Consider the following 22506-nt stretch of genomic DNA (forward strand, 5'->3'; position numbering starts at 1 on the left):
TCACCGGGTCGCCTCGGGCTGGGCCGCCGCCGACCGGATATCACGGATGATGCGGCGGCTCGCCGGCCAAAACAGAGCGGTGACCACCAGCACCGCCACCCCGGCGGCCAGTGAGGCGTTATGCAGTCCCAGCATCTGGCTCAGCCAACCGCCGAGCAGATTGCCCACCGGGATGGATCCGAACACGGCCAGCAGATAGAAGGCCATGACACCGGCCCGGTGGTCGTCGTCGATGCTCAGTTGCAGCAGGGTATTGGCCGCCACGCCCTGCGCGATATAGGACAGCCCAAGCATGACGGTGACGAGCATGGCCAGCCAGAGCCCGTGCGAGAGCGACAGCAGGATCAAGGCCAATCCAAGCAGGACGCCCGCGAGTCGGAACATGGGCCACAGCCGCTCGGGTCGACGCTGGGTACCGATCAGGGCCGCGCCGATCAGAGCGCCAACACCGATGCCGCCCATCAGCCAGCCCAGTCCCTGAGGACCGGCCTCCACGACCTCGCCCGCCCACACCGGCAGCATCACATAGACCGACATGGTCGCCACCGCCACCAGGGTGTAGGACAGGATCAGATAGCGCAGTGGCGCCGTGCTCAGAATGAAACCCAGATTGCCGAGCGCCCCCCGAACCCGTCGGGCCCCGGCCCCCTCGATCGGCGGCGTCAGACAGACGAACAGCAGGGCCGTGATCATGCATAGATAGCTCACCGCATTGAGCAGAAAGCAGGGCGCGGGTCCGGTCTGCGCCATCACCCACCCCGCCAGCGGCGGTCCCACGGCGCGGGCCGTGTTGAACAACATTGAGTTCAGCGAGATGGCCGCGGGCAGATGCTCGCGCCGACTCACCAGACGCGGGACGATCGCCTGCCGGCTCGGACTGTCGAAGGCGGTCAGCACACTCATGAGGCAGCCCATGACCACGATCAGCGGCAGGGTGAGCAACTCGAAATACGCCAGCGCCGCCAGGATCAGCGCCTGGATGGCGAAGAGCGTCTGGAGCACGATCAGCAGGCGCCGCCGCTCGAAACGGTCGACCAGGGCGCCGGCGAAAGGCAGCAGGAGCAGGACCGGCAGATTGATGGCGGCCGTGAGATACCCCAGCATCAGGGCCGAGTCGGTCAACTGGTAGAGCATCCAGTTGAAGGCCGTGCTTTGGATCCAGTAGCCGATCAGCGACAGTCCCTGGCCGACGAAGAAGAACCGATAGTTGCGCTCGCCGAAGGTCTTGAGCAGTGTCGTCATGTCGGTTCCGCGCTAGGCTTCGGTGGCCGGATCGGTGGGTGAAACGAAGCCCTCGGTGAGATCCGGCTCGGCGAGCTGGTAGCCGACGATCTTCGGCTTGGCCTGATAGCCGCCGCGCTGCGAGAGCGCCTCCAGCCATCCGGCACGCATCAGCCGCAGACGGGGCGGTTCGAAGGTGCCGTTGCCGCGCCGCAGGTCATAGCCGTAGCTCAGTGTTCGCAATTCGCGGTCGAAGGATTCGACCAGCCGACGCCAGACGACTTCATCGGCGGTTGCGGCCGGTTCGATGCAGAGTTCATAGCTCAGACTCGCCTCATCCGCTACCCATTGGAAATGACGGATCGTAGTACCGCTGGCGCGCTGGGCCGACTCCATCGCCATGGCCACCTGACGGGCATCGAGCTTTTCACCGAGCAGATTCAGGACGTCGCCAACCTTGCGCAGGAACATCACCAGGGGCGCGCGTCCCTGGAAGCCTGTGACCTCGATCAGATCGCCCAGACAGTAGCGATAGAGTCCGGCGGCGCTGGTCAGGATCAGCTGATAGCGTTGCCCGACCTCCAGCTCATGGGCCAAGAGCGTCGGCGCGTCCGGCGTCTGGGGCGTCTCCTCGGGCAGGAATTCGAAAAAGAGGCTGTGGATGGCGAGCACACCGGCGGAGGTCTCATCACTCATGGGAATGGTCAGCAGACCCTCACTGGCGCCATACCCATATTCGCGAAAGATGGTCCCCGGCGGACAGCGCTCGGCCAGATCGGCGAGGAAGCGCCCCATGAGTCCGGTCTTCCAGCAGACGATCAGGCGCAGATTCGGCCAGACCGAACGGGCCGTGAGTGCCTCCAGGGCGCGCAGTTCAGCCGCGCGAGCGGGATTGGGCTGTAATTCATCTTCCAGACGCCGGCGCAGATCCGCCGGCAAGGGCGTCGGCGTCGAGACGGTGCCGGAGGCGATATCGGCGATGAAGGCCTCGGCCTGGACCGGCAGTTGGTCGAAGAGCTGGGTGAAGTTGAGCGGATTGTTGCCGATCGCCAGCGTCAGGTCGCGTTCGAGCGCAAAGCGCAGCATGGCATAGACCCGACTGGCCGGATCCTTGATCTCCAGGACAGCCGGGGGATAGGCGAAACGGCGCTGGAGTTCGGCCGGTGCGCGGGTCATCGTCATGCCGGAGGCCGAACCATAAGGGATACCCTGGGCGGTCTGTCCGGCGACCGGCGCGTTGGCGAGCGCCAGGATGTCGCCCTGCAAGACCTCGGGATGATCGCGCAGCACGCCGAGCAGACGCAGGGCCATGGTGACGCCATTGGCCGTCTGGGTGGCCTCGTTGGCCGGGATGAGCTTGGGCTTGCCCGTGGTGCCGCTGGTCATGACGAAGCGCGAGACCGGCTGCCCCTGGGTCAGCACGTCCGCCTCGCCCTCGACCAGGGCCGTCACATAGGGTTCGATCCCGTTCCAGTCGCGCAGCGGAACCTGACGGCGAAAGTCGTCGACCGAAGCGATGCGCTCGAATCCATGCTCACGCCCGAAACGGCTATCGGCATTGCGTCGCACCAGATCGAGCAGCAGCGTCTCCTGAACCGAATCGGCACGCTCGCAGAGTTCAGCGAAACCTTGCTGGAGCGCAGGGCCTTGGAGTGAGGACAGTTCAGTCGAGAATGTCATGCGATGTCTCCGCGAGAATCCCGCCCTCGGGCGAGATCATTGACCAATGCGATGCACGCCGATGTGACTCGGCTGAATGCCTGTGGCGGACAGTGATTCTACGGGCATTCACTGAACGCGGATACCCGCTCGGGACGCGACTCAGACCGGCCGGCGACGCAGTGGCTTGGAACGTCCGGGGCGTGCCGGTGCCGGCGTCGCCGGCCGGTTCTTCACGGGCGTTCGCCGCCCCTCGGGCACCCCACCCGTCCCCGGCGGCTGGAAGCTCGGCACCAGATGACGCTTGCCGTTGCCGATGAGATCGGAGCGGCCCATGTCTTTCAGCGCCTGACGCAGCAGCGGCCAGTTCTCGGGATCGTGATAGCGCAGAAAAGCCTTCTGCAAGCGGCGCTGACGCATCCCGCGCACCACCGGGACCGATTCCGAGTTCGGCGAGACCCGTTTCAGCGGATTGCGTCCAGTGTGATACATGGCGGTGGCGATCGCCAGCGGTGTCGGCAGGAAGGACTGGACCTGATCGAGCCGCAGCTTGTGGCGCTTGAGCCAGACGGCGAGATTGAGCATGTCGACATCGGTCGTCCCCGGATGACCGGCGATGAAATAGGGGATCAGATACTGCTCTTTTCCGGCTTCGCGCGAATAGCGGTCGAAGAGTTCCTTGAAGCGGTCGAAGATGCCGATGCCGGGCTTCATCATCTTACTGAGCGGCCCGGATTCGGTGTGCTCGGGCGCGATCTTGAGATAGCCGCCGACATGGTGCGTCACCAGCTCACGGATATAGGCCGGCGAGCGCATGGCCAGGTCGTAGCGCAGCCCCGAGGCGATGAGCACGCGCTTGATGCCGGGCACGGCGCGCGCCTTGCGGTAGAGCTGGATCAACGGCCCATGGTCGGTGTTGAGATTGCGGCAGATGTCGGGATAGACACAGGAGAGCTTGCGACAGGCCGCCTCGATGCGCGGGTCACGGCAGCCGAGACGCCACATGTTGGCGGAAGGCCCCCCGAGATCCGAGATGGTGCCGGTGAAACCGGGCGCCCGGTCGCGCACCTCGCCGATCTCGCGCAGGATCGAGTCCTCGGAGCGGTTCTGGATGATGCGCCCCTCGTGCTCGGTGATCGAGCAGAAGGTACAGCCGCCGAAACAGCCGCGCAGGATGATGACCGAGTGGCGGATCATCTCCCAGGCCGGCAGCCGCGCCTCGCCATAGCTCGAATGCGGACGGCGGGTGAAGGGCAGCTCGTGCAGCCGGTCGAGTTCGGAACTGGTGAGCGGGATCGGCGGCGGGTTGAGCCAGACCTCGCGCTCGCCATGGGCCTGGACCAGGGCGCGCGCATTGCCCGGATTGGTCTCCAGATGGAACACGCGCGAGGCATGGGCATAGAGCACCGGGTCGTCGCGCACTTGTTCGAAGGACGGCAGCCGGATCACGGTCTTGTCGCGCTCGGCGCGCGGCGTCGGAACGACGACCGGCACGCCCTCGGCACGCTGCTCGCAGCGCGGGTCGTCCTCATAGGGATCGTTGTGGAGCTTGAGCGGTCCGGGCGTGTCGAGCCGGGTGGAATCGAGCACTGTCCAACCCTCCGGCGGAGGACCACGACGAACGAAGGCCGTGCCGCGCAGATCGCGGATGGTGTCGATCGGTTCGCCGCGCGCCAGACGGTGCGACAGCTCTACCAGCGCCCGCTCGGCATTACCGTAGATGAGCAGGTCCGCCTTGGAATCGACCAGCACCGAGCGGCGCACCGTCTCCGACCAGTAGTCGAAGTGTGCGATGCGGCGCAGACTGGCCTCGATCCCGCCGATGACGATGGGCACGCCCTTATAGGCTTCGCGCGCGCGCTGCGCATAGACGTTCACTGAGCGGTCGGGGCGGCGTCCGGGCTCGGCGTTCGGGGTATAGGCGTCATCGGAGCGCGCGCGCCGGTCGGCGGTATAGCGGTTGACCATGGAGTCCATGTTGCCCGCCGTGATGCCGAAGAACAGATTCGGCTTGCCGAGACGCCGGAAATCGTCCGCCGAGGTCCAGTCCGGCTGCACGATGAGTCCGACTCGAAAACCCTGCGCCTCAAGCAGGCGCCCGATGATCGCCATGCCGAACGAGGGATGATCGACGTAGGCGTCACCCGTGACGATGACGATGTCGCAACTGTCCCAGCCGAGCAGGTCCATTTCGGCGCGCGAGATCGGCAGCTCGGGCGCGGCGCCGAATTTATAGGCCCAGTGCTTGCGGTAGGAGAAGAGATCAGGGGCGGCGTGCATGGCTGTCTGGAGCATCGAACGGAGATCGGAACCGCATTGTAACGCCAAGATGACGGCTGGACCCGTCGGGCGCAATCATTGAAAATGCGTCGCTTGCATTTTTCATTCAGCGCGTCGGATGCCCTCCGGCCGTCGTTGCAATCGAGGTTGATGACGTGGATTTGGCAACCCTATTGGGCTTTGTTGGCGCTATTGGCGTCATGATCGGCGCCATCGTGCTTGGTGGCGACATCGGAACCTTCATCGACGTCCCATCCATCGTGATCGTCTTTGCCGGAACCACCTTCGTGGTGCTCTTTCGCACCACCCTGGCTCAGTTCCTGGCCAGCTTCAAGGTCGCCATGGGCGCCTTCTTCGCCAAGCCCATTCCGCCGCAATCACTCATTGAGGAGGCCGTGGCCCTGGCCAACGTTGCGCGCCGCGAGGGCCTGCTCGCGCTGGAGGGCAAGGAAATCTCGCATCCATTCCTACAGACCGGCATCGGCCTGTGCATCGACGGCCACCCGCCCGAAGTCGTCCAGAAAGTGTTGAGCAAGGACATCAATCTGGCCATCCAGCGTCAGGAAGCCGGTTACAGCGTCTTCAAGGCCACGGGCGAGGTCGCACCCGCGATGGGCATGATTGGTACGCTCATCGGTCTGGTGCAGATGCTGGCCAACATGTCGGACCCCAAGGCCATCGGTCCAGCGATGGCTGTAGCCCTGCTGACCACGCTCTATGGCGCCTTTCTCGCCAATGCCGTCGCCATCCCGATCGCCGAGAAACTCAAGCTGCGCGCCAACGAGGAGAAGCTCAACAAGAGCCTGATCCTGGAATCGATCTCAGGCATCCAGGAGGGGTTGAATCCGCGCGTGCTCGAACAGTTGCTCATGACCTATCTTCCGGAAAACAAGCGCCAGAGCGCCGGTAAGGACTGATGATTCACACGCTAGCCCAGGGGGGATGACTCCATGGAACAATGCGAATGCGACGAGCAGGAATGTCCGCCGGCCGGCGCGCCGGAATGGATGGCCACCTTCGCCGACCTCATGTCGCTGATGATGTGCTTCTTCGTGCTGCTGCTGTCGTTCTCCGAGATGGATGTCATCAAGTACAAGCAGGTCGCCGGCTCGATGAAGGCGGCCTTCGGCGTGCAGCGCGACATCCCGGCCGACCAGGATCCGCTCGGCACCAGCATCATCATGCAGGAGTTCTCCCCGGCCCAGCCGCAGCCGACCGTGGTCAACGAGGTTCGGCAGCAGACCACGGACGACATGAAACGGATGCTGGAGATCCTCGACCCAGCGGTCGAGGACGCCCAGGACAAGGCCGAGGATCTCAAGCATGAACTCAAGCTCGAGATCGAAATGGGCCTGATCGAGATCAACACCATCGATGACCAAGTCGTCATCCGTATCCGCGAAAAGGGTTCTTTCCCCTCGGCCTCGGCGCGGATCGACGCGCCCTTCAAGGCCGCGCTGATGAAGATCGCCGATGCGCTCAATCAGGTCGAGGGGCGCATCCTGATCGCCGGACATACGGACGACGTGCCCATCGAAACGCTCGAATTCCCCTCCAACTGGGTGCTGTCGGCGGCGCGCGCGGCCTCCGTGGCCCACACCATGACCCAGGTGGGCGGCATCGCGCCCGAGCGCGTCGAGATCCGCGCCTATGGCGACAATCGTCCGCTGGAGTCCAACGAGACCTCCGAGGGCCGGGCCAGCAATCGGCGGGTGGAGATCATCGTGCTCGGCGAGCGCAGCGCCCAGACGCTGCTCGAAAACATCGGCGACGACGACAATCCGTAGGCAGAGAGAGTGTGGCAATGAGCAGAGACGAGCCAGTCCGAACAAGCGCACCCGCGCCGGAAGACGATCAGGATCGCGACCGGCGGCGTTACTTTCGCATCGAGGATCATATGGGGTTGCTGGTCGTTCCGGTCGGACCGGCGGAGGAAGCCCGGTTGATCGAGAGCCTGGAGACGCCGAGTTGGCGTGCGGGTCTGCTGAACGATCTGCACGCCATCCGCGAGCTGCATCTGCCCGAGCGCCGCGCGCTGGAATACAAGTTCCCGACCGTGGCGGCCTATGTCAAGGTGATCGAGAGCCAGATCGAGGCCCTGGCCCAGGCGATCGGCGATGGTGAGGGGTTTCCGAGTTCGCCCGACACGGATGCCTGTCTCAGTGCGCAGGGCGTCGGGTTCGACTGGCCGGAGGTGCTGGCGGTCGACAGCCATGTCGATCTGCGCCTGACGCTCTTTCCCGATCGGGTGCATATTCGGGCGCTGGCGCGGGTGGTGCGCTGCGATGCGGTCGAGGATCGAGGCTATCGGGTCGCGGTCGACTTCACGCATGTGCGCGAGGCCGACCGCGAGGCCATCATCCGGCATGTCTACCGCTTGCAGCGGCTCCAACTCCAGGCTCAGGCCGAGGAGGCATTCGAGGCGCGCTACCAAGCCTCCATGAAGCCCCTCAAGGACAAGCCCAAGCGCGGTTAGGTCGTCGCGCGATCGGCCTTCTCGGTGACGACGGTCTCCGAGGCCGTCGGGCGCATCCGCCCTCGGATCAGCACGAAGAACAGCGGCACGAACAGCACGCCGAGCAGGGTCGCCGCGACCACGCCGCCGAGCACACCCGTACCGATCGCGTTCTGTCCGCCCGAGCCTGCGCCCGAGCTGATCGCCAGCGGCAGCACGCCGAAACCGAAGGCGAGCGAAGTCATGACGATCGGTCGGATACGCATCCGTGCCGCTTCCAGCGCCGCGCTCAGGGCATCGCGCCCTTCTTCCTGGAGCGTCTTGGCGAACTCGACGATCAGGATCGCGTTCTTGGCCGAGAGCCCGATCGTCGCCAGCAGGCCGACCTGGAAATAGATGTCGCTCGGCAGTCCGCGTCCGAGCGCGGCGACCACCGCGCCGAGCACGCCGAGCGGCACCATCAGCATCACCGCGAAGGGCACCGACCAGCTCTCGTAGAGTGCGGCGAGCGCCAGGAATACGACCAGCGCCGAGAGCGCATAGAGGGCTGGCGCCTGAGCACCGGCCGCACGCTCTTCATAGGAAATCCCGGTCCACTCCAGACCGATGCCCGGCGGCAGTTTCCGCGCCAATTCCTCGACGGCGAGCATGGCCTCGCCCGTGCTCAGACCGGGTGCGGCCTGACCCAGCACCTCGGCGGATGGCAGACCGTTGTAGCGCTCCAGACGCGGCGAACCATAGGTCCAGGCGCCGGTCGCGAAGGCCGAGAAGGGCACCATGTCGCCATCGGCATTGCGCACGTACCAGGCGTTCAGATCCTCCGGCAGCATCCGATAGGGTGCGTCGGCCTGGACATAGACCTTCTTCACCCGTCCCTCGTGTACGAAGTCGTCGATATAGGCACTGCCCCAGGCCATCGAGAGCGTGCGGTTGATGTCGGCCAGCGACAGCCCGAGCGCGCCGGCCTTGGTGCGATCGACCTCGACCTGATACTGCGCCTCGTCCTCGCGTCCGTTCGGGCGCACGGCCATGAAGCGCGGATCCTGCATCGCCATGCCGAGGAACTGACCGCGCGCGGCGGCCAGCACCTCGCGTCCGACGCCGCCCTTGTCCTGCAACTGCACGTCCCAGCCCGAGGCCGTGCCCAGCTCGATGACCGCCGGCGGCGGAAAGGCGAAGACGCGCGCGTCGCGAATGTGCGAGAAGGCCATCATGGCCCGTCCGGCCACGGCCTTGACGTGCAGATCGGGCCGTTGGCGCTCCGACCAGTCCCGCAGCTTGACGAAGCCGATGGCCATGTTCTGGCCCTGACCGGCAAAGCTGAAACCCGAGACCGTGATGAGCTCCTTGACCGCCTCCTTCTCGTTCTCCAGGAAGTGTTTCTCGACCTGCTTGAGCACCTCGCGCGTGCGCTCGAGCGTCGCACCCGAGGGCAGCGTGACCTGCATGATGAGGATGCCCTGATCCTCGTCGGGCAGGAACGAGGTCGTCATCCGCTCGTGCAGCACGATCAGCAGGCCGACCAGCCCCAGATAGACCGCCAGGAAGATCCAGCGCCGACGGGCGATGCCGGCCACGCTCTTGCCGTAGACCGAGACACTGCGCTCGAAATTGCGGTTGAACCAGCCGAAGAAGCCGCGTCGCGGTCCATGCGGCATGGGCTTGAGCAGCGAGGCCGCCAGCGCCGGACTCAGGGTGAGCGCCACCACCACCGACAGCAGCATGGCCGAGACGATGGTGATCGAGAACTGCCGATAGATGACCCCGGTCGAGCCGCCGAAGAAGGCCATGGGCACGAACACCGCCGACAGCACCAGGGCGATGCCGACCAGCGCGCTGGTGATCTGATCCATGGACTTGCGCGTCGCTTCCTTGGGCGGCAGTCCGTCCTCGTGCATCACGCGTTCGACGTTCTCGACCACCACGATGGCGTCGTCGACCAGCAGACCGATCGCCAGCACCATCGCAAACAGCGTCAGGGTATTGATGGTGAACCCGAAGGCGGCCAGGATGCCGAAGGTGCCGAGCAGCACCACGGGCACGGCGATGGTCGGGATCAGGGTGGCGCGGAAGTTCTGCAGGAACAGATACATCACCACGAACACCAGCAGCACCGCCTCGAAGATGGTCTTGACCACCTCGCCGATGGAGATGCGCACGAAGGGCGTGGTGTCATAGGGGAAGACCGCCTCCATCCCCGGCGGGAAGAAGGCCGAGAGTTCGGCGATCTTGGCCTTGACCGCATCCGCCGTCTGCAACGCATTGGCGCCGGTGGCGAGCCGGATCGCCATGCCCGCCGCCGGACTGCCGTTGTGACGCGCCATCTTGCCGTAGCTCTCGCTGCCCAGTTCGATGCGCGCCACGTCACGCAGATGCACGGTCGAGCCATCGGCCTGGGTGCGTAGCCGGATGGCGCCGAATTCATCGGGCGTGTTGAGCCGGCTCTGGACGTTGACGGTGACGTTGAGCTGCTGGCCCTCGGGCGAGGGAATCGCACCCAGCTGACCGGCCGAGACCTGAGCGTTCTCGGCCTCGATCGCCGCGACCACGTCGGTCGGACTCAGACCATATTGATTGAGCCGGTTGGGGTCGAGCCAGATACGCATGGCGTACTGGGCCTCGAACAGGGTGATCTCGCCCACGCCGGGCACACGGCTGATCGGATCCTTGACCAGACTGGCGGCATAGTCGCCCAGATCAGCGTTGGTCAGGCTCCCATCGCGCGAGACGAAGGCCACGACCATCAGGAAGTTGCGCACCGATTTCGCGACCTGGATGCCCTGACGCACCACTTCTTCCGGCAGGAGCGCGTTGGCCAGTTGCAGCTTGTTTTGCACCTGCATCTGGGCGATGTCGGGATCGACACCGTTCTCGAAGGTGAGCGTGATGGTCGAGAGTCCGTTCGACTCACTGGTCGAGGACATGTAGCGCAGACCGTCGAGACCGTTCATCTGCTGCTCGATGACCTGGGTCACAGAGTCCTCGACGGTCTGGGCCGAGGCGCCGGGATAGGTGGCGCTGATGGCGATCTCCGGCGGCGCGATGCTCGGATACTGCGAGACCGGCAGGATGCGGATCGACAGCAACCCGGCCAGCATGATGACGATGGCGATGACCCAAGCGAAGACGGGTCGGTCGATGAAGAAACGGGCCATGATGGGGTGCTCGGTGATCGGTTAGTGAGTCTTGCCGGGACCGGACGCCGAGGCGACGGCCTCGGACGGCTGATCGTCGAGCACCACGGGCTGGGCCTTGTCGCCCGGACGCACCTTCTGCAGACCGTCGACGATCAGCCGGTCGCCGGCGGCCAGTCCGTCATCGACCAGCCAGTCACTGCCCAGCGCGCGATCGGTCGCGAGCATCCGCTGATCGACCACGCCCTCGGCGTTCAGCACCAGCGCATAGGGCCGACCGCGCCGATCGCGCTGCACGCCGCGCTGGGGCGCCAGGATCGCCTCGGGTCGCGTGCCCTCCTCCACCCGGGCGCGCACGAACATGCCCGGCAGCAGGACGTGATCGGGATTGGGGAAGGTCGCGCGCAGCGTGACCGCGCCCGTGCCCGGATCGACGCTGACCTCGGAGAACTCCAGCCGTCCGGCGAGCGGATAGTCGCTGCCGTCCTCCAGCACCAGGGTCACGCGCGGCTGATCGCCGTCCGGACGCTGGAGACGCCCGTCTTCCAGAGCACGGCGCAGACGCAGCATCTGCGCGCTCGACTGGGTGAGATCGACATAGATGGGATCGAGCTGCTGGATGGTGGCCAGAGCGAGTTCCTGATTGGCCGTCACCAGCGCGCCCTGGGTCACGACCGAGCGCCCGATGCGCCCGCCGATCGGCGCTGTCACCCGCGTGTATTCGAGATCGATGCGCGCGCGCGCCAGCTCGGCCTCGTCGACCGCCACGCTGGCGGCGGCTTCCTTGAGCGCGGCTTCGGCGTCGTCGAAATCTTCCTGACTGACGGCCTTGGCCTTGAGCAGATCGGCATAGCGCGTGGCCTTGAGCCGGGCGCGTTCGAAGGTCGCGCGCGAGCGGTTCAGGGCGGCCTGGGCGCTGTCATAGGTCGCCTGATAGACCGCCGGATCGATCCGATAAAGCACCTGACCCGAGCGGATCAGCGCGCCCTCCTTGAACAGCCGCTCCTTGATGATGCCGCCGACCTGAGGCCGCACCTCAGCGACCCGATAGGAGGCCGTGCGTCCGGGAAGCTCGGTGGTCAGAGCCGCCTCGCGCGCCTGGAGCGTGATGATCCCAACCTCGGGCGGCGGCCCGCCCGGACCACCTGGACCGCCCGGTCCCCCGCCCGGCGGCGCCGAGCGCTCACAGCCGACGACGGAGAGTGCCGCGACGAGCACGCACAGCCAGACACCGGCCCAGGGCCGAGGGATCAGGGGGTTCATGGGCAACCTCGAGAGAGCACTAGGATTGTATAGAACGTTCGTTCTAGAATGAGCGTTCAATCTAGACATTCGAGGCCAGTTCGTCAAGTACGAAAGCGAGCCTGCAAATAACGAGGAGCGACTCCCGCATGACCCTGCCGACCCGACCCGACCCAGAACAGACGCGCGCCCAGACGCGCCGACGTCAGATCCTGGACGCCGCCGCGATCTGTTTCGCGCGCGAAGGCTTCCACGGCACCAGCATCGCCGCGCTCTCCAAGGCGGCCGGGATGAGTTCGGGGCACATCTATCACTTCTTCGAGAACAAGGAGGCCATCATCGAGGCGCTGGTCGAGCGCCGGCTGGAGCAGTCGCTGGAGATGGTGAGTCAGTTCGAGAACGCCGAGGACGTCTTCCAGGCGCTGATCGATCGCGTCGACCTTGGCCTGAACGAAAAGACGGATCTGGACAACGCGGCCCTGGAGCTGGAGATCCTGGCCGAGGCGGCGCGCAATCCCAGGGTCGCGGCCAGCGTGCGCGAGGCCGACCGCATCAAGCGTGAACGGCTGATCGGTGTGCTGGGCCGCGCGCGTCAGGCGCTCGGGCGGGAGCCGGAGACCCCGGATGCCGATGCCGTGACCGAGATCCTGATGGCCCTGTTCGATGGACTCGCGGCCCGGGTCATCAATCATCCCGAACTCGACCGGACCGCGCTGGCGCCCCTGATCCGCATCGCGCTGCGGACCTTCATCGAGGGCGAGTAGACCTGATTCGGTTCAGCGACGCCGGATGTGCACCGAAGTTCAGAGCTGGAAGCGTATGGCGCGTTCTCTCAGGTCGCCGGCCAATTCCTCCAGGCCCCGGCCGGCCTGTTCGAGTTCAGCCATGTTTTCGCTCGCTTCCCGCGTTCCCCCACTGATCGAGAGGATGCCGCGACTGATCTCGATCGCGACCGCCGTCTGTTCCTCGGCGGCGCTGGCGATCTGTGACATGGTCTCCGAGATCCCATCGACGGCCGAGGTGATCGCCCCGAGCGCCTCGCCGGCCTTGCTCGCCGTGGTCATGGAGTCGTTGGCGCCCTGTCGGCTGCGGTTCATCTCATCGGCGGCCTGCTGCGCACTGTGTTGCAGGCGCTTGACCATGCCCTCGATCTCCTGGGCCGACGTCTGGGTGCGCTGCGCCAGGGTGCGGACCTCGTCGGCCACGACCGCGAAACCACGCCCTACTTCACCAGCACGCGCCGCCTCGATCGCGGCGTTCAGGGCCAGCAGATTGGTCTGACTGGTGATGGCCTGGATCACGTCGAGGATCTTGCCGATCTCCTGGCTGTCACGCTCCAGCGACTGGATGGTCTCGCCGGACTGGGCGATGCGCTCGGCCAGGGCGGACATGGACTCGATGGTCTCGGTGACGGCGACCTGCCCCTGATCGGCCAGTCGCTTGGAGGCGCGGGTGGACTCGGCCGCCGAAGCGGTGTTGCGCGCCACCTCCTCGACCGAGGCCGTCATCTCCTCCATGGCCGTGGCCACCTGATCGGTCTCCAGGTGCTGGCGCTGCGCCACCTCGCGCACCTGGGCCAGATTGCCCGACATCTCGCCGGTCGCCGAGGACAGGGTCATGGCCGAGCCGGTGATGCGCTCGACCAGACCGCGCAACTCGGCGACCATCCGATCGAAGTCGCGCGCGATGGCGCCGATCTCGTTCGGGACATCGAGATCCGTGCTGGCGGTGAGGTTGGAGTGCTCGACGATGCTGTGGATGGCGCGCCGAAGGGCGCCGAGCTGTCCCATGATGGAACGACGGAACAGCCAGTTGAGGGCGGCGACCACGGCCAGTGCGATGAGCGTGAGCGCAACGAAGGCACGCACTGAGGTCTCATAGCTGGCATGGGCGGCCTGCTGTTCCTCGTGGGCCACCTCCAGTTGCAGATCGACCAGCTCGGTGAGCTTGGCGCTGATGGGATCAATGGTCTCGTAGAGCGGGCCGTCGAACGCGCGCAACTGGTCGGCGATGTGGCCGCTCAGTCCTTCCAGATGGCGCGTGACCGCCGCGATCGCGGCATCCGCGCGGGCAAAGAGCTGCTCGGCCTCATCGACCAGGACCGCCTCGCGTGGCGTGAGATCGGTCTGGAGATAGGTCGACCAGCGCGTGCGGATGCGCTCCTGGGCCTGACGAATCCCGTTCAGGGCCTCCTCGGCCGTCATCCGGCCGGCATTGGCCTTGTTGACCGCGTCGATGACGAGCACCGCATAGTCGTCGGCGATGCCCTTGAGCCCCTGCAAGGGGACGACGCGATCCAGATAGATGCGATCGACGCCCTGATCGACCTGCCGCAGCATCGTGGTCGCGACCAAGCCGATCAGCACCATGGCGATGCTGGGAACCAGGGCCAGGAGGATCAGCTTGGTGCTGATGTTGGCGCGTTCAATAAATCTCATCCCTATTCCTCAGTGGGTGTCGCTGTCTGTCATGCCCCCGGCGATCGAGGCGAGTGGCCCGGATCCGGGGGACATGGCGAAACCACGCCCGATCGACCGATCGGCTTCGATTTCAATCGTTCCAGTAAAAGGATTGCTCGACGGCGCCCGTCGCCGGTATCGCGATATCGCGCGTCTGGACCTGACCGGCGTTGTCGACGCGCAGGACATAGCGTCCCGGCGCCAGACTGGCATAGAACCAGGGGCCTTGGGAGACGGCTTCGAGCAGGGTCGGGCCGGCGGCATCGTCGATGCGCACCCGCACATCGGCCAGATAGGAGCCGGAACCGGCGACGGCGAAGAGCAGGCGCAGATTGAACCTGGATTTGACCTCCTGCATCTCGGTGCGCTCCGAGACGCCGATGCCGCCGCTGATGTAGGGCACACCGCTGGCCACATCGGTTGCGGGCGCGGGTGTGGGTGCGGGTACGGGCGCCGGAACCGGGGCCGGCATTGGCGCAGGCTGAGCCTGGGCGGGCGCGGCCGACTCAGCGGGCAGGATGGCCCCGCCCGGCAGGACGGTCCCCGGCGGCAGCAACATGCCTTCCTGCAGCACCGTGCCCTGTGGGAGCTGGACCGCCGCCGGCGGTTGCCCGCCCGCGGGCGCGATGGCCCATTCGGTCCTCAGCCCCTGTTCGACCGGCGCGGGCGGCGCCGACTCGTACTGGGCCTGGGCAACGCCCATCGGCAGGGTCAGAGCCAGCAACAGACCAAACCCTGGGGTCTTGTCGATTCGTGTCATGAGGCACCTCAGGTCTTCAATTCCGATGATTCCAAACCGTGCAGGGAGGATAGTGTATTTTCTTCAGTCCGTCCCCGAAGCACGCCCGCTCCAGCGGCTCGGGAACTGACTCTCGATGACACCCGAACGGTGCAGGATGGCGATGCCGAGCACATGACCCCGATAGCTCGCGATGACCTGTCCCGGCGGATTGGCGGCCAGTTGCTCGGGCGTGGGCGTGAAGATCTCGCGGCGCAGATAGGCATCACGCTGTTCACGGCTGAGATCCAGCCGGAAGCGCGTCACGTCCGGGCCGATGAGCAGTGCCCCGCTGGTGGTGGGCTTGGGCGGACGGACGTTGGTGCGATGGAAGAAGATCCCGCGTCCTTCGGCCGGCGGAACGGCGGGCGGTGCGTGATCGGCGGCCATCAGATGCAGACCGCGTTTGGTCTGGCGATTGATGCGGTAGCGGCTCCAGTAGTCATCCGGCAGTCCGTATTTGGACAACAGACCGTCGAGCCATTCGTCATGCTCGCTTTCGGCGAGGGTGGCGAGTTCGGGTTCAGGCTCGGCCGGGAGTCCGGCGTCCTTCTCCAGCAACGCGATGAAGAAGCCGCCGGTGTCGTTGCGGTGGGGCCAGAGACGTCGGCATCGCGCCAGCTCGGGCGGCAGCGTGCGGCCCAGCCACTCGGTCACACCGGGCGCGGTGTCGAAGCCGGGGATGTCGATGGTCCGTAGCCGGATCTTGCCGTCGAACTCGGCCAGGATGTCAGCCACCACCAGCTCGTTCTCCTCGGGCGCGAAGGTGCAGGTCGAATAGAGGATCAGACCGCCCGGCCGGCAGCGCTGCACGGCCTTGCGCAGCAGGGCGCGCTGGCGCGGGCCGAGCCGCTCGGAGCCGGCCGGATCGTGCCGCTGCAACAGGGACGGATTGCGCCGAATGGTGCCCTCGCTGGAACAGGGCGCGTCGAGCAGGATGCGGTCGAACTGACCGCCGGCGGTCGGCCAGTTGCTCGCATCGCTCTGGGTCGTGGTCACATTGAGCACGCCGAGCCGGTCGAGATTGCCCTGGAGCGCCTTGATCCGGCCATAGGAGATGTCGTTGGCAACGACCGTGCCGCGGTTGTCGAGCGCGAAGGCGATCTGAGCGGTCTTGCCGCCGGGCGCGGCGCACATGTCGAGCACGCGCTGACCAGGTTCGAGATCCATGAGCGTCACCGGCAGTTGCGAGACGGCCTCCTGCGCATGGGCCAGACCCACGCAGTACCACCACTGCTGACCGGCCCGAAACTCGGGCGGCAGATTCAGGGCGTTGGGTAGCCCTTGGATCGGTTGCGGCGACAATCCCTGCTCGACGAGCAGCTCGTTCAGCGCCGCGACCGAGATCCGCGCCGGATTGGCCCAGAGCGCGACCGGCAGCGGACGGCCGAGCGCCTCGGCGAAGGCGTCCCAGTCGTCGACCAGATCGCGATAGCGTGCGAGCCAGGAATCGGCGATTTGATCCGGTGTTGGGAGCGAGGCCGCACTGACGCGGGCGGTACGTTGGTTCATCACTGACTGTGACCCTTTCTATTCAAATGACCCTTGGGTTCAATGGCTGACAAAGGGATTGACAATGGTCAAGCAATCAGCGATGACTTGACCGTGTTGCATGTCTTCGCTGTAGAGCGTGGAACAGCCTGCATCGATTGCGGCCGCAACGATCAGGCTGTCCCAATAACTGAATGCATGGTTTTCCCGTAACTCCGAAGCCAACAGGTGTTGCGCTGCATTGGAGGGATGAATTTCGCAGGCTCGGTACCAGTCTTCAATGATGGCGCGCAGCTGCGGCTCAGCGAGTCCAGCCTTTTTGAGCAAATTACTACTGGCCTCGCGAATCACTTGCGAGTTGACTACGGGTCTCGTCAGGCCAAGCAAAAACCGGGCTGCAAGCCGATGCTTGGGATCCGCGTCTTCGGAAGCCAATGCGTAGAGCCAGATGTTGGTATCGACGAACAGCCTAGCGGGCATTGGCTTCTTCCCGACTCAGCGGGTGAAAATCCTTGACGCCCAAAGGATGATTGATCCATTGCGCCAAGGACGACTCAGCCAAGGTTTTTGGCTGGACCTGGTCGCTTTGAATGCGTTGGACGAGAAACTTGGCAAAATCGAGCACCTCGGCCTGCTTGGCTGTCGGCAGTTGCTCTAGGGTTTCAATCAGTTCGGCCTGTATCATGACGCTCTCCTCGCGTTTTGTTCACCAGTCATCGCATTCCTCATCACGTCGATGACATCCGATGGCGTAATTTATAGCGGTCTCGATCGTTGTCTACCGTGCTTCTGGGGCTATTTGTCCGCCTTGGCCTGACGCCGCCGATCGAGCCGCTGGACGAACTCGGCGATCAAGCGCACGTAGAGCGCATCGCCCAGCACCCGATCCTCGACCCCGGCATCCAGACTGGGATTGTCGTTGACCTCGATCACGACCGGCCCCGAGGGCGTCTCCTTGAGATCCACGCCATAGAGTCCGTCGCCGATCAGATCGGCCGCCTTGAGCGCGGTGCGCACGACCGCCGGCGGAACGTCCTCGATGGCGAACGTCTCATAACCGCCCTCGACGTGACGCCCGTCGCTCTCATGCTTGACGATCTGCCAGTGATCACGGCTCATCAGATACTTGCAGGCATAGAAGGGTTTGCGCCCGAGGATGCCGATGCGCCAATCGAAAGGGGTATAGAGATATTCCTGCGCCAGGATCAGATCGGACTCCTTGAACAGCCGGGCAGCGATCCGGGTCAGACTCGCTCGATCCTCGGCCTTGTGGACGCCGCGCGAGAAGGAACCCTCGGGGATCTTGAGCACCACCGGATAGCCGATCCGCTCCTCGGCCTCCAGCAGATTCTCCTTGCGCAGCACCAGCGTCTTGGGCCGGGGAATGCGATGCGCGGCCAGTAGCTCGGCCAGATAGACCTTGTTGGTGCAGCGCAGGATAGAATCGGGATCGTCGATGACGACCATGCCCTCGCTGTCGGCCTTCTTGGCGAAGCGGAAGGTGTGGTGTCCGATACGGGTGGTCTCGCGGATGAAGAGCGCGTCGTATTCGGCCAGACGGCTGTAGTCCTTGCGCTGGATCAGCTCGACGTTCACGCCCTGGCTCTTGCCGGCCTTGACGAAGCGGGCCAGCGCCTTGGGGTCCGAGGGCGGCAACTCCTCCTCCGGGTCGTACAGGATCGCCAGATCATAGCGATAGGACAACCGCGCGCGCGGCTGACGCCAGCGTTTGGACAGATAGCCTTCCAACGCCGCGAACAGCGGACTCTCACCCTCGTTGGCCACGGCCGTGATCGGCAGCGCCTTGATCGCGCCGATGCGCCAGGTGCCGTGCAACCGGAACTCGACCTTGAGGATGGGGCAGCGGAAGGTCTCGAAGATCAGGCGCGCCAGCGGCTGCAACTCCTTGACGTCGCACTGACCGAAGCAGATCGTCAGCTCATAGGCGGTCGGGACGAGCGCGCTGGTCTTGCGCCGTCCGAGCAGACGCTGCGCCAGGGTGTTGAGTTCCTCGGTCGCCAGGTCGTAGAGCTCGCGGCTGGACAGCTCCTGGATGGTGCGCACCGTCGGGATGACCTTGTGACCGCGCGCCTCGGCCAGCAACGAGCAGTAATAGCCGAGCGAGAGATAGCGATAACTGCGGCAGAGATTGATGACGCGCAGGTCACGTTTGGCCGCCAGCTCGCCGCCGGCCAGATAATCGCGCGCCGTCACCACGGGCAGACGCGGGAAGCCGGGCTTCCAGTCGCCCGGCTGTTCGACCAACAACAGATGTTCAGCCATGTGGATCGGGTTCGGTTATTGATCGGAGACGAGCACGACGGCCTGCAGCCCGACCCGGCCATAGCGGGCCATGCGGGTGAATTCGTCGCGCTGGATCGGCATGTCGATAGAGTCGATGGTGGTCTCGCCGTTGGCGGTGTCGACATAGGGATCGTGGACGTAGACGAAATGCTCGTCGAAGCCGGTGATCACGACCCAGTGTGGAAACTTTTCGCCATAGATGCGATAGGAGCTGATGAGCACCAGAGGCACGGCGCCGGCATCCCAGCGCTGCTGGATATCCTGGATGCCGAGCGTTTGGTAGTAGATCGGGATGCCGCACTGTTCGGCTTCGGCGAGCATGTCTTCCTGGACCAGACGCATGACCTCCTTCTTCTCGGGACTGCGCACCGAATCGACCAGCAGCACGCCGGTGTCGTTGACATGGACCTCGACGGCGAAGTTCCGGCGCTGGGCCGCCAGCGCCAGACCGATCGGACCGCAGCCGCCGTGTCCCGAGGTCATGAAGATGGTGGTCGACTCGCGCCAGATGCGCAGTTCCAGGGTGCGGTTGAGCTCCAGACTCGGCCGTAGCGCCTGCATGGCCATCATCAGCGACGAGGGACCGCAGGTGAAGTCCAGCGTCTGCTCGTAGAAGGGCACGCGCTTGAGTTCGGGCTTGAGACCGGGCGCCATCGCCTTCTCGTAGCGCAGCGCCTCCATGTGGTCTTCGTAATAGTCCGAGAGCACGCCGAAACGCCGATAACCGGCGTGCTCGAACAGCTGTTGCGAAGCCAGGTTGTCGCGGCGGATCTCCAGACGCATATAGGCGCGATCCTGCTCCCAGGCGGCCTGCTCGGCGGCGACCACCAGGGCGCGACCGATGCCCTGTCCGCGTGCCCGCGCATCGATGGCGATCGAATAGAGCCGGGCGACCGAGGTGGCGCGACTGAAGAGCACCAGCACATAGCCCAGCAGCTCGCCGTCGGCCTCCGCTGCCAGGGTGCTCGCCCGCCCGCGCGTGAGCAGATAGCGGAACTGGCGCCGACTGATACGGTCGCCGTCGAAACAGGCGTTCTCCAGACGCAGCAGGGCGCTCAGATCACTGAGGACGGCGGGACGGATGGTGAACGGCAGGGTGTCGGAGGGCGTTGACACGAGAGGCGCGCTTGGGCGATTTCTATTGGACGGTGGAAAGCCGACAATCTACAGCGCCACCTGAAAAACGCAAGATCGCTGCATCCATCGCCGTCGATACCCGGAGAGCTTCAAGACCATGACCACACAGTCCCCATCCCTCAAGACCATGCTCGAAGGGTTGATCGGCACGCTCTCGGTGAGCAGCGTCACGCCCGCCTTCGATCACAGCAACGAACCCCTGGTCGCGCTGCTGGCCGGCTGGCTGGAGAGCGCCGGATTCCGCGCCGAGATCCTGCCGGTCCCTGGACATCCGGGCAAGTTCAACCTGCTCGGCACGCTCGGCTCCGGCCCCGGCGGTCTGGTGCTCTCCGGTCACACCGACACCGTCCCCTTCGACGCCCCGCTCTGGAGCCATGATCCGCTCAAGCTGACCGAGGTCGATGGGCGTTATTACGGACTAGGCACCTCGGACATGAAATCCTTCTTCGCACTGGCGCTTGAGGCGGCGCGTGCGTTCCGCGCGTCAGATCTCAAGTGCCCGCTGATGATCCTGGCCACCGCCGACGAAGAATCGGCCATGCACGGCGCGCGCGCCCTGGCCGAGGCCGGTCGACCGCTCGGACGTCATGCCGTCATCGGCGAGCCGACCAATCTGCGGCCGGTGCGTCTGCACAAGGGGGTGATGGGCGAAGCGGTACGGCTGATCGGGCGCAGCGGTCATGCCAGCGATCCGAGTCTGGGCAACAATGCGCTCGATGGGATGCACGAAGTCATGTCGGTCATCCTCGACTGGCGCACCGAGTTGCAGCAGGCGCATCGGCATCCGGCCTTTCCGGTCCCCTACCCCACCGTCAACCTCGGCCACATCCACGGCGGCGACAACCCCAACCGCATCTGCGGCGAGTGTGAGCTGCATCTGGATCTGCGTGTCCTGCCCGGCATGGACCCGGCTGACCTGCGCGCCGCGCTGGCTGAGCGCGTCGCCGATGTCGGACGGAGGCGCGGACTCCAGTGGTCGGTCGAGCCGCTGTTCACGCCGATCCCGCCCGCCGAGACGCCAGCGACGGCGGCCATCGTGCGCGCTTGCGAGTCACTCACTGGACATGCGGCCGAGGCGGTCAGCTTCGGCACCGAGATGCCGTTCCTGAACCAGCTCGGGATGGACACCCTGATCCTGGGACCGGGCGACATCGCCCAGGCCCATCAGCCTGATGAATTCCTGGCACTCGATCGCATCCCGCCGACGCTGGAGCTGCTGCGCGCGCTCATCCGGCGTTTCTGCGTCGAAGGCGAAGACACGATGGGTTGAATCGCACCTCAAACACACTCAGGATGCCGTTATTTCGGTCACGAAGGCGCTGGTACGGCCTGTCTCGACCGGAACCGTCCAAGACACTGTTTCCGACTCACAGCCGGCTACCCATTGACGCTCGCTCCCATCCCGCCGCCGTGATCACGGGCGAGCGCGACGAAGGCATGCAGATAATCGATGTCGGCCTCGCGCTCGCGGATGCCGACGAAGATCTGCTTGGCGATCCCCTGCGCGCCGAGTCGCACCGCCCCGAGATCGAGCGTGCCGGCCTGTTCGTCCACCAGCCAGCGGGGCAGTGCCGCGACACCGCGACCGCTGGCGACCATCTGCAAAAGGATATCGGTCGTCTCGATCGGCTTGTGGCGCTTGGGCCGGATACCGGCCGGCAACAGGAAGTGCGTGTAGATGTCGAGCCGGTCGAGGGCGACCGGATAGGTGATCAGCGTCTCCTCGGTCAGGTGTTCCGGTTGCACGTATGGGAGACCGCGCAAACGATGCCCCGCGCCGACCACCAGCACCTGCTCATAGTCGAACACCGGCTCGAACCGCAGACCGTGCGCGTAGAGCGGATCGGGCGTCACCAGCAGATCGATTTCGTGCGCGAAGAGCGCGCCGATCCCGCCGAACTGGAATTCCTGCCGGACATCGACGTCCACGTCCGGCCAGGCGGCCAGATAGGGTGATACCACCTTCAACAGCCATTGATGGCAGGGATGACACTCGATGCCGATGCGCAGGGCGCCGCGCTCGCCCTGGGCGAACTGCCGCAGACGCTCCTCGGCCTGTGTGAGTTGCGGCAGCAGACGATTGGCCACCGCCAGTAGATAGGCGCCGGCCTGCGTCGGACGCAGACGACGCCCCTCCCGCGTCCAGATCGCCACCCCGAGCTGATCCTCCAGCTTGCGTATCGCATGACTCAACGCCGATTGGGTGAGATGCAGTTGCTCGGCAGCGGCCGTCAGCGAGCCGTGCTGGTCGACGGCACGGACGATTGCCAGATGGGTGCGTTCGAGTTGAGCCATGACACCTATCTTGCATGAATATCATGCATGGTTGGATGAAATCATACCATT

18 protein-coding genes are annotated in these 22506 nt (G+C 65.2%); 5 read left to right on the top strand and 13 right to left on the bottom strand.

The window, feature by feature from the left end; all coding sequences use genetic code 11:
- The 3 genes from HW932_RS11510 to HW932_RS11520 all read right to left on the bottom strand — a co-directional run bounded on the left by HW932_RS11510 (position 1) and on the right by HW932_RS11520 (position 5160).
- Positions 1 to 1242 carry an MFS transporter gene (locus tag HW932_RS11510; protein WP_176976638.1) on the bottom strand — a complete coding sequence of 414 codons (1242 nt, stop codon included), beginning with the start codon at positions 1240 to 1242 and terminating at the stop codon, positions 1 to 3.
- 12 nt (positions 1243 to 1254) lie between these two features.
- Positions 1255 to 2901: a GH3 auxin-responsive promoter family protein gene (locus HW932_RS11515; RefSeq protein WP_176976639.1), complete on the bottom strand. Its 1647-nt coding sequence runs from the start codon at positions 2899 to 2901 to the stop codon at positions 1255 to 1257.
- Positions 2902 to 3042: 141 nt separating this feature from the next.
- Entirely contained in the window at positions 3043 to 5160 is a 2118-nt protein-coding gene (locus HW932_RS11520) for a YgiQ family radical SAM protein (RefSeq protein ID WP_176976845.1), read from the bottom strand.
- A gap of 155 nt (positions 5161 to 5315) precedes the next feature.
- Here HW932_RS11520 and pomA point away from each other — a divergent pair, with 155 nt between their 5' ends.
- From pomA to HW932_RS11535, 3 genes are read left to right on the top strand one after another with little or no spacing between them, the layout of a single operon-like run.
- A complete protein-coding gene (pomA, locus tag HW932_RS11525; RefSeq protein WP_176976640.1) occupies positions 5316 to 6077 on the top strand; it encodes a flagellar motor protein PomA in 762 nt (253 codons plus the stop codon).
- Between the two features lie 33 nt (positions 6078 to 6110).
- Complete coding sequence (locus HW932_RS11530) at positions 6111 to 6947, top strand: flagellar motor protein MotB (RefSeq protein WP_176976641.1); 837 nt, start codon at positions 6111 to 6113, stop codon at positions 6945 to 6947.
- 17 nt (positions 6948 to 6964) lie between these two features.
- Complete coding sequence (locus HW932_RS11535) at positions 6965 to 7636, top strand: PilZ domain-containing protein (protein ID WP_176976642.1); 672 nt, start codon at positions 6965 to 6967, stop codon at positions 7634 to 7636.
- Here HW932_RS11535 and HW932_RS11540 read toward each other — a convergent pair.
- Both HW932_RS11540 and HW932_RS11545 read right to left on the bottom strand, forming a co-directional pair.
- Positions 7633 to 10770, bottom strand: coding sequence for an efflux RND transporter permease subunit (locus HW932_RS11540; protein ID WP_176976643.1), 3138 nt, complete (start codon positions 10768 to 10770; stop codon positions 7633 to 7635). The genes HW932_RS11535 and HW932_RS11540 overlap by 4 nt on opposite strands.
- Before the next feature lie 21 nt (positions 10771 to 10791).
- The gene (locus HW932_RS11545; RefSeq protein ID WP_176976644.1) at positions 10792 to 12012 is read right to left on the bottom strand and encodes an efflux RND transporter periplasmic adaptor subunit; all 1221 of its coding nucleotides are present in this window, start codon (positions 12010 to 12012) and stop codon (positions 10792 to 10794) included.
- Between the two features lie 128 nt (positions 12013 to 12140).
- On the opposite strand from HW932_RS11545, the gene HW932_RS11550 reads away from it, so the two are divergent.
- Positions 12141 to 12755 (top strand): TetR/AcrR family transcriptional regulator, encoded by a 615-nt coding sequence (locus tag HW932_RS11550; protein WP_176976645.1) that lies wholly within the window; start codon positions 12141 to 12143, stop codon positions 12753 to 12755.
- Between the two features lie 39 nt (positions 12756 to 12794).
- On the opposite strand, the gene HW932_RS11555 is transcribed toward HW932_RS11550, so the two are convergent.
- From HW932_RS11555 to HW932_RS11585, 7 genes are all read right to left on the bottom strand, one after another.
- Positions 12795 to 14429 (bottom strand): methyl-accepting chemotaxis protein, encoded by a 1635-nt coding sequence (locus HW932_RS11555; RefSeq protein ID WP_176976646.1) that lies wholly within the window; start codon positions 14427 to 14429, stop codon positions 12795 to 12797.
- 112 nt (positions 14430 to 14541) lie between these two features.
- On the bottom strand, positions 14542 to 15210 hold the full coding sequence (locus tag HW932_RS11560) for a carboxypeptidase regulatory-like domain-containing protein (protein WP_176976647.1): 669 nt from the start codon (positions 15208 to 15210) through the stop codon (positions 14542 to 14544).
- A gap of 63 nt (positions 15211 to 15273) precedes the next feature.
- A complete protein-coding gene (locus HW932_RS11565) occupies positions 15274 to 16740 on the bottom strand; it encodes an RsmB/NOP family class I SAM-dependent RNA methyltransferase (RefSeq protein WP_176976648.1) in 1467 nt (488 codons plus the stop codon).
- Between the two features lie 39 nt (positions 16741 to 16779).
- Positions 16780 to 17199: a PIN domain-containing protein gene (locus HW932_RS11570; RefSeq protein WP_176976649.1), complete on the bottom strand. Its 420-nt coding sequence runs from the start codon at positions 17197 to 17199 to the stop codon at positions 16780 to 16782.
- Positions 17189 to 17404, bottom strand: a complete 216-nt coding sequence (locus tag HW932_RS11575; RefSeq protein ID WP_176976650.1) for a DUF2281 domain-containing protein — start codon at positions 17402 to 17404, stop codon at positions 17189 to 17191. The genes HW932_RS11570 and HW932_RS11575 overlap by 11 nt, the downstream gene beginning before the upstream one ends.
- A 110-nt stretch (positions 17405 to 17514) precedes the next feature.
- Positions 17515 to 19002, bottom strand: coding sequence for a RimK family protein (locus tag HW932_RS11580; RefSeq protein ID WP_176976651.1), 1488 nt, complete (start codon positions 19000 to 19002; stop codon positions 17515 to 17517).
- Positions 19003 to 19017: 15 nt separating this feature from the next.
- On the bottom strand, positions 19018 to 20139 hold the full coding sequence (locus tag HW932_RS11585) for a peptidase C39 family protein (RefSeq protein WP_343047350.1): 1122 nt from the start codon (positions 20137 to 20139) through the stop codon (positions 19018 to 19020).
- Between the two features lie 118 nt (positions 20140 to 20257).
- Between HW932_RS11585 and argE the strand changes: the two genes are divergently transcribed.
- On the top strand, positions 20258 to 21430 hold the full coding sequence (argE, locus tag HW932_RS11590) for an acetylornithine deacetylase (protein WP_176976652.1): 1173 nt from the start codon (positions 20258 to 20260) through the stop codon (positions 21428 to 21430).
- Between the two features lie 107 nt (positions 21431 to 21537).
- On the opposite strand, the gene HW932_RS11595 is transcribed toward argE, so the two are convergent.
- A complete protein-coding gene (locus tag HW932_RS11595; RefSeq protein ID WP_176976653.1) occupies positions 21538 to 22455 on the bottom strand; it encodes a LysR family transcriptional regulator in 918 nt (305 codons plus the stop codon).
- Between the last annotated feature and the right edge of the window lie 51 nt (positions 22456 to 22506).

This window comes from Allochromatium humboldtianum (assembly GCF_013385175.1).
GTDB classification, from domain to species: Bacteria; Pseudomonadota; Gammaproteobacteria; order Chromatiales; family Chromatiaceae; genus Thermochromatium; species Thermochromatium humboldtianum.

Excerpts from the sequence above, each read along its gene's own strand:
- HW932_RS11510 (WP_176976638.1), bottom strand. The coding sequence starts at position 1,242 with ATGACGACACTGCTCAAGACCTTCGGCGAGCGCAACTATCGGTTCTTC.
- HW932_RS11515 (WP_176976639.1), bottom strand. The coding sequence starts at position 2,901 with ATGACATTCTCGACTGAACTGTCCTCACTCCAAGGCCCTGCGCTCCAG.
- HW932_RS11520 (WP_176976845.1), bottom strand. The coding sequence starts at position 5,160 with ATGCACGCCGCCCCTGATCTCTTCTCCTACCGCAAGCACTGGGCCTAT.
- HW932_RS11530 (WP_176976641.1), top strand. The coding sequence starts at position 6,111 with ATGGAACAATGCGAATGCGACGAGCAGGAATGTCCGCCGGCCGGCGCG.
- HW932_RS11535 (WP_176976642.1), top strand. The coding sequence starts at position 6,965 with ATGAGCAGAGACGAGCCAGTCCGAACAAGCGCACCCGCGCCGGAAGAC.
- HW932_RS11540 (WP_176976643.1), bottom strand. The coding sequence starts at position 10,770 with ATGGCCCGTTTCTTCATCGACCGACCCGTCTTCGCTTGGGTCATCGCC.
- HW932_RS11545 (WP_176976644.1), bottom strand. The coding sequence starts at position 12,012 with ATGAACCCCCTGATCCCTCGGCCCTGGGCCGGTGTCTGGCTGTGCGTG.
- HW932_RS11550 (WP_176976645.1), top strand. The coding sequence starts at position 12,141 with ATGACCCTGCCGACCCGACCCGACCCAGAACAGACGCGCGCCCAGACG.
- HW932_RS11555 (WP_176976646.1), bottom strand. The coding sequence starts at position 14,429 with ATGAGATTTATTGAACGCGCCAACATCAGCACCAAGCTGATCCTCCTG.
- HW932_RS11560 (WP_176976647.1), bottom strand. The coding sequence starts at position 15,210 with ATGACACGAATCGACAAGACCCCAGGGTTTGGTCTGTTGCTGGCTCTG.
- HW932_RS11565 (WP_176976648.1), bottom strand. The coding sequence starts at position 16,740 with ATGAACCAACGTACCGCCCGCGTCAGTGCGGCCTCGCTCCCAACACCG.
- HW932_RS11570 (WP_176976649.1), bottom strand. The coding sequence starts at position 17,199 with ATGCCCGCTAGGCTGTTCGTCGATACCAACATCTGGCTCTACGCATTG.
- HW932_RS11575 (WP_176976650.1), bottom strand. The coding sequence starts at position 17,404 with ATGATACAGGCCGAACTGATTGAAACCCTAGAGCAACTGCCGACAGCC.
- HW932_RS11580 (WP_176976651.1), bottom strand. The coding sequence starts at position 19,002 with ATGGCTGAACATCTGTTGTTGGTCGAACAGCCGGGCGACTGGAAGCCC.
- argE (WP_176976652.1), top strand. The coding sequence starts at position 20,258 with ATGACCACACAGTCCCCATCCCTCAAGACCATGCTCGAAGGGTTGATC.
- HW932_RS11595 (WP_176976653.1), bottom strand. The coding sequence starts at position 22,455 with ATGGCTCAACTCGAACGCACCCATCTGGCAATCGTCCGTGCCGTCGAC.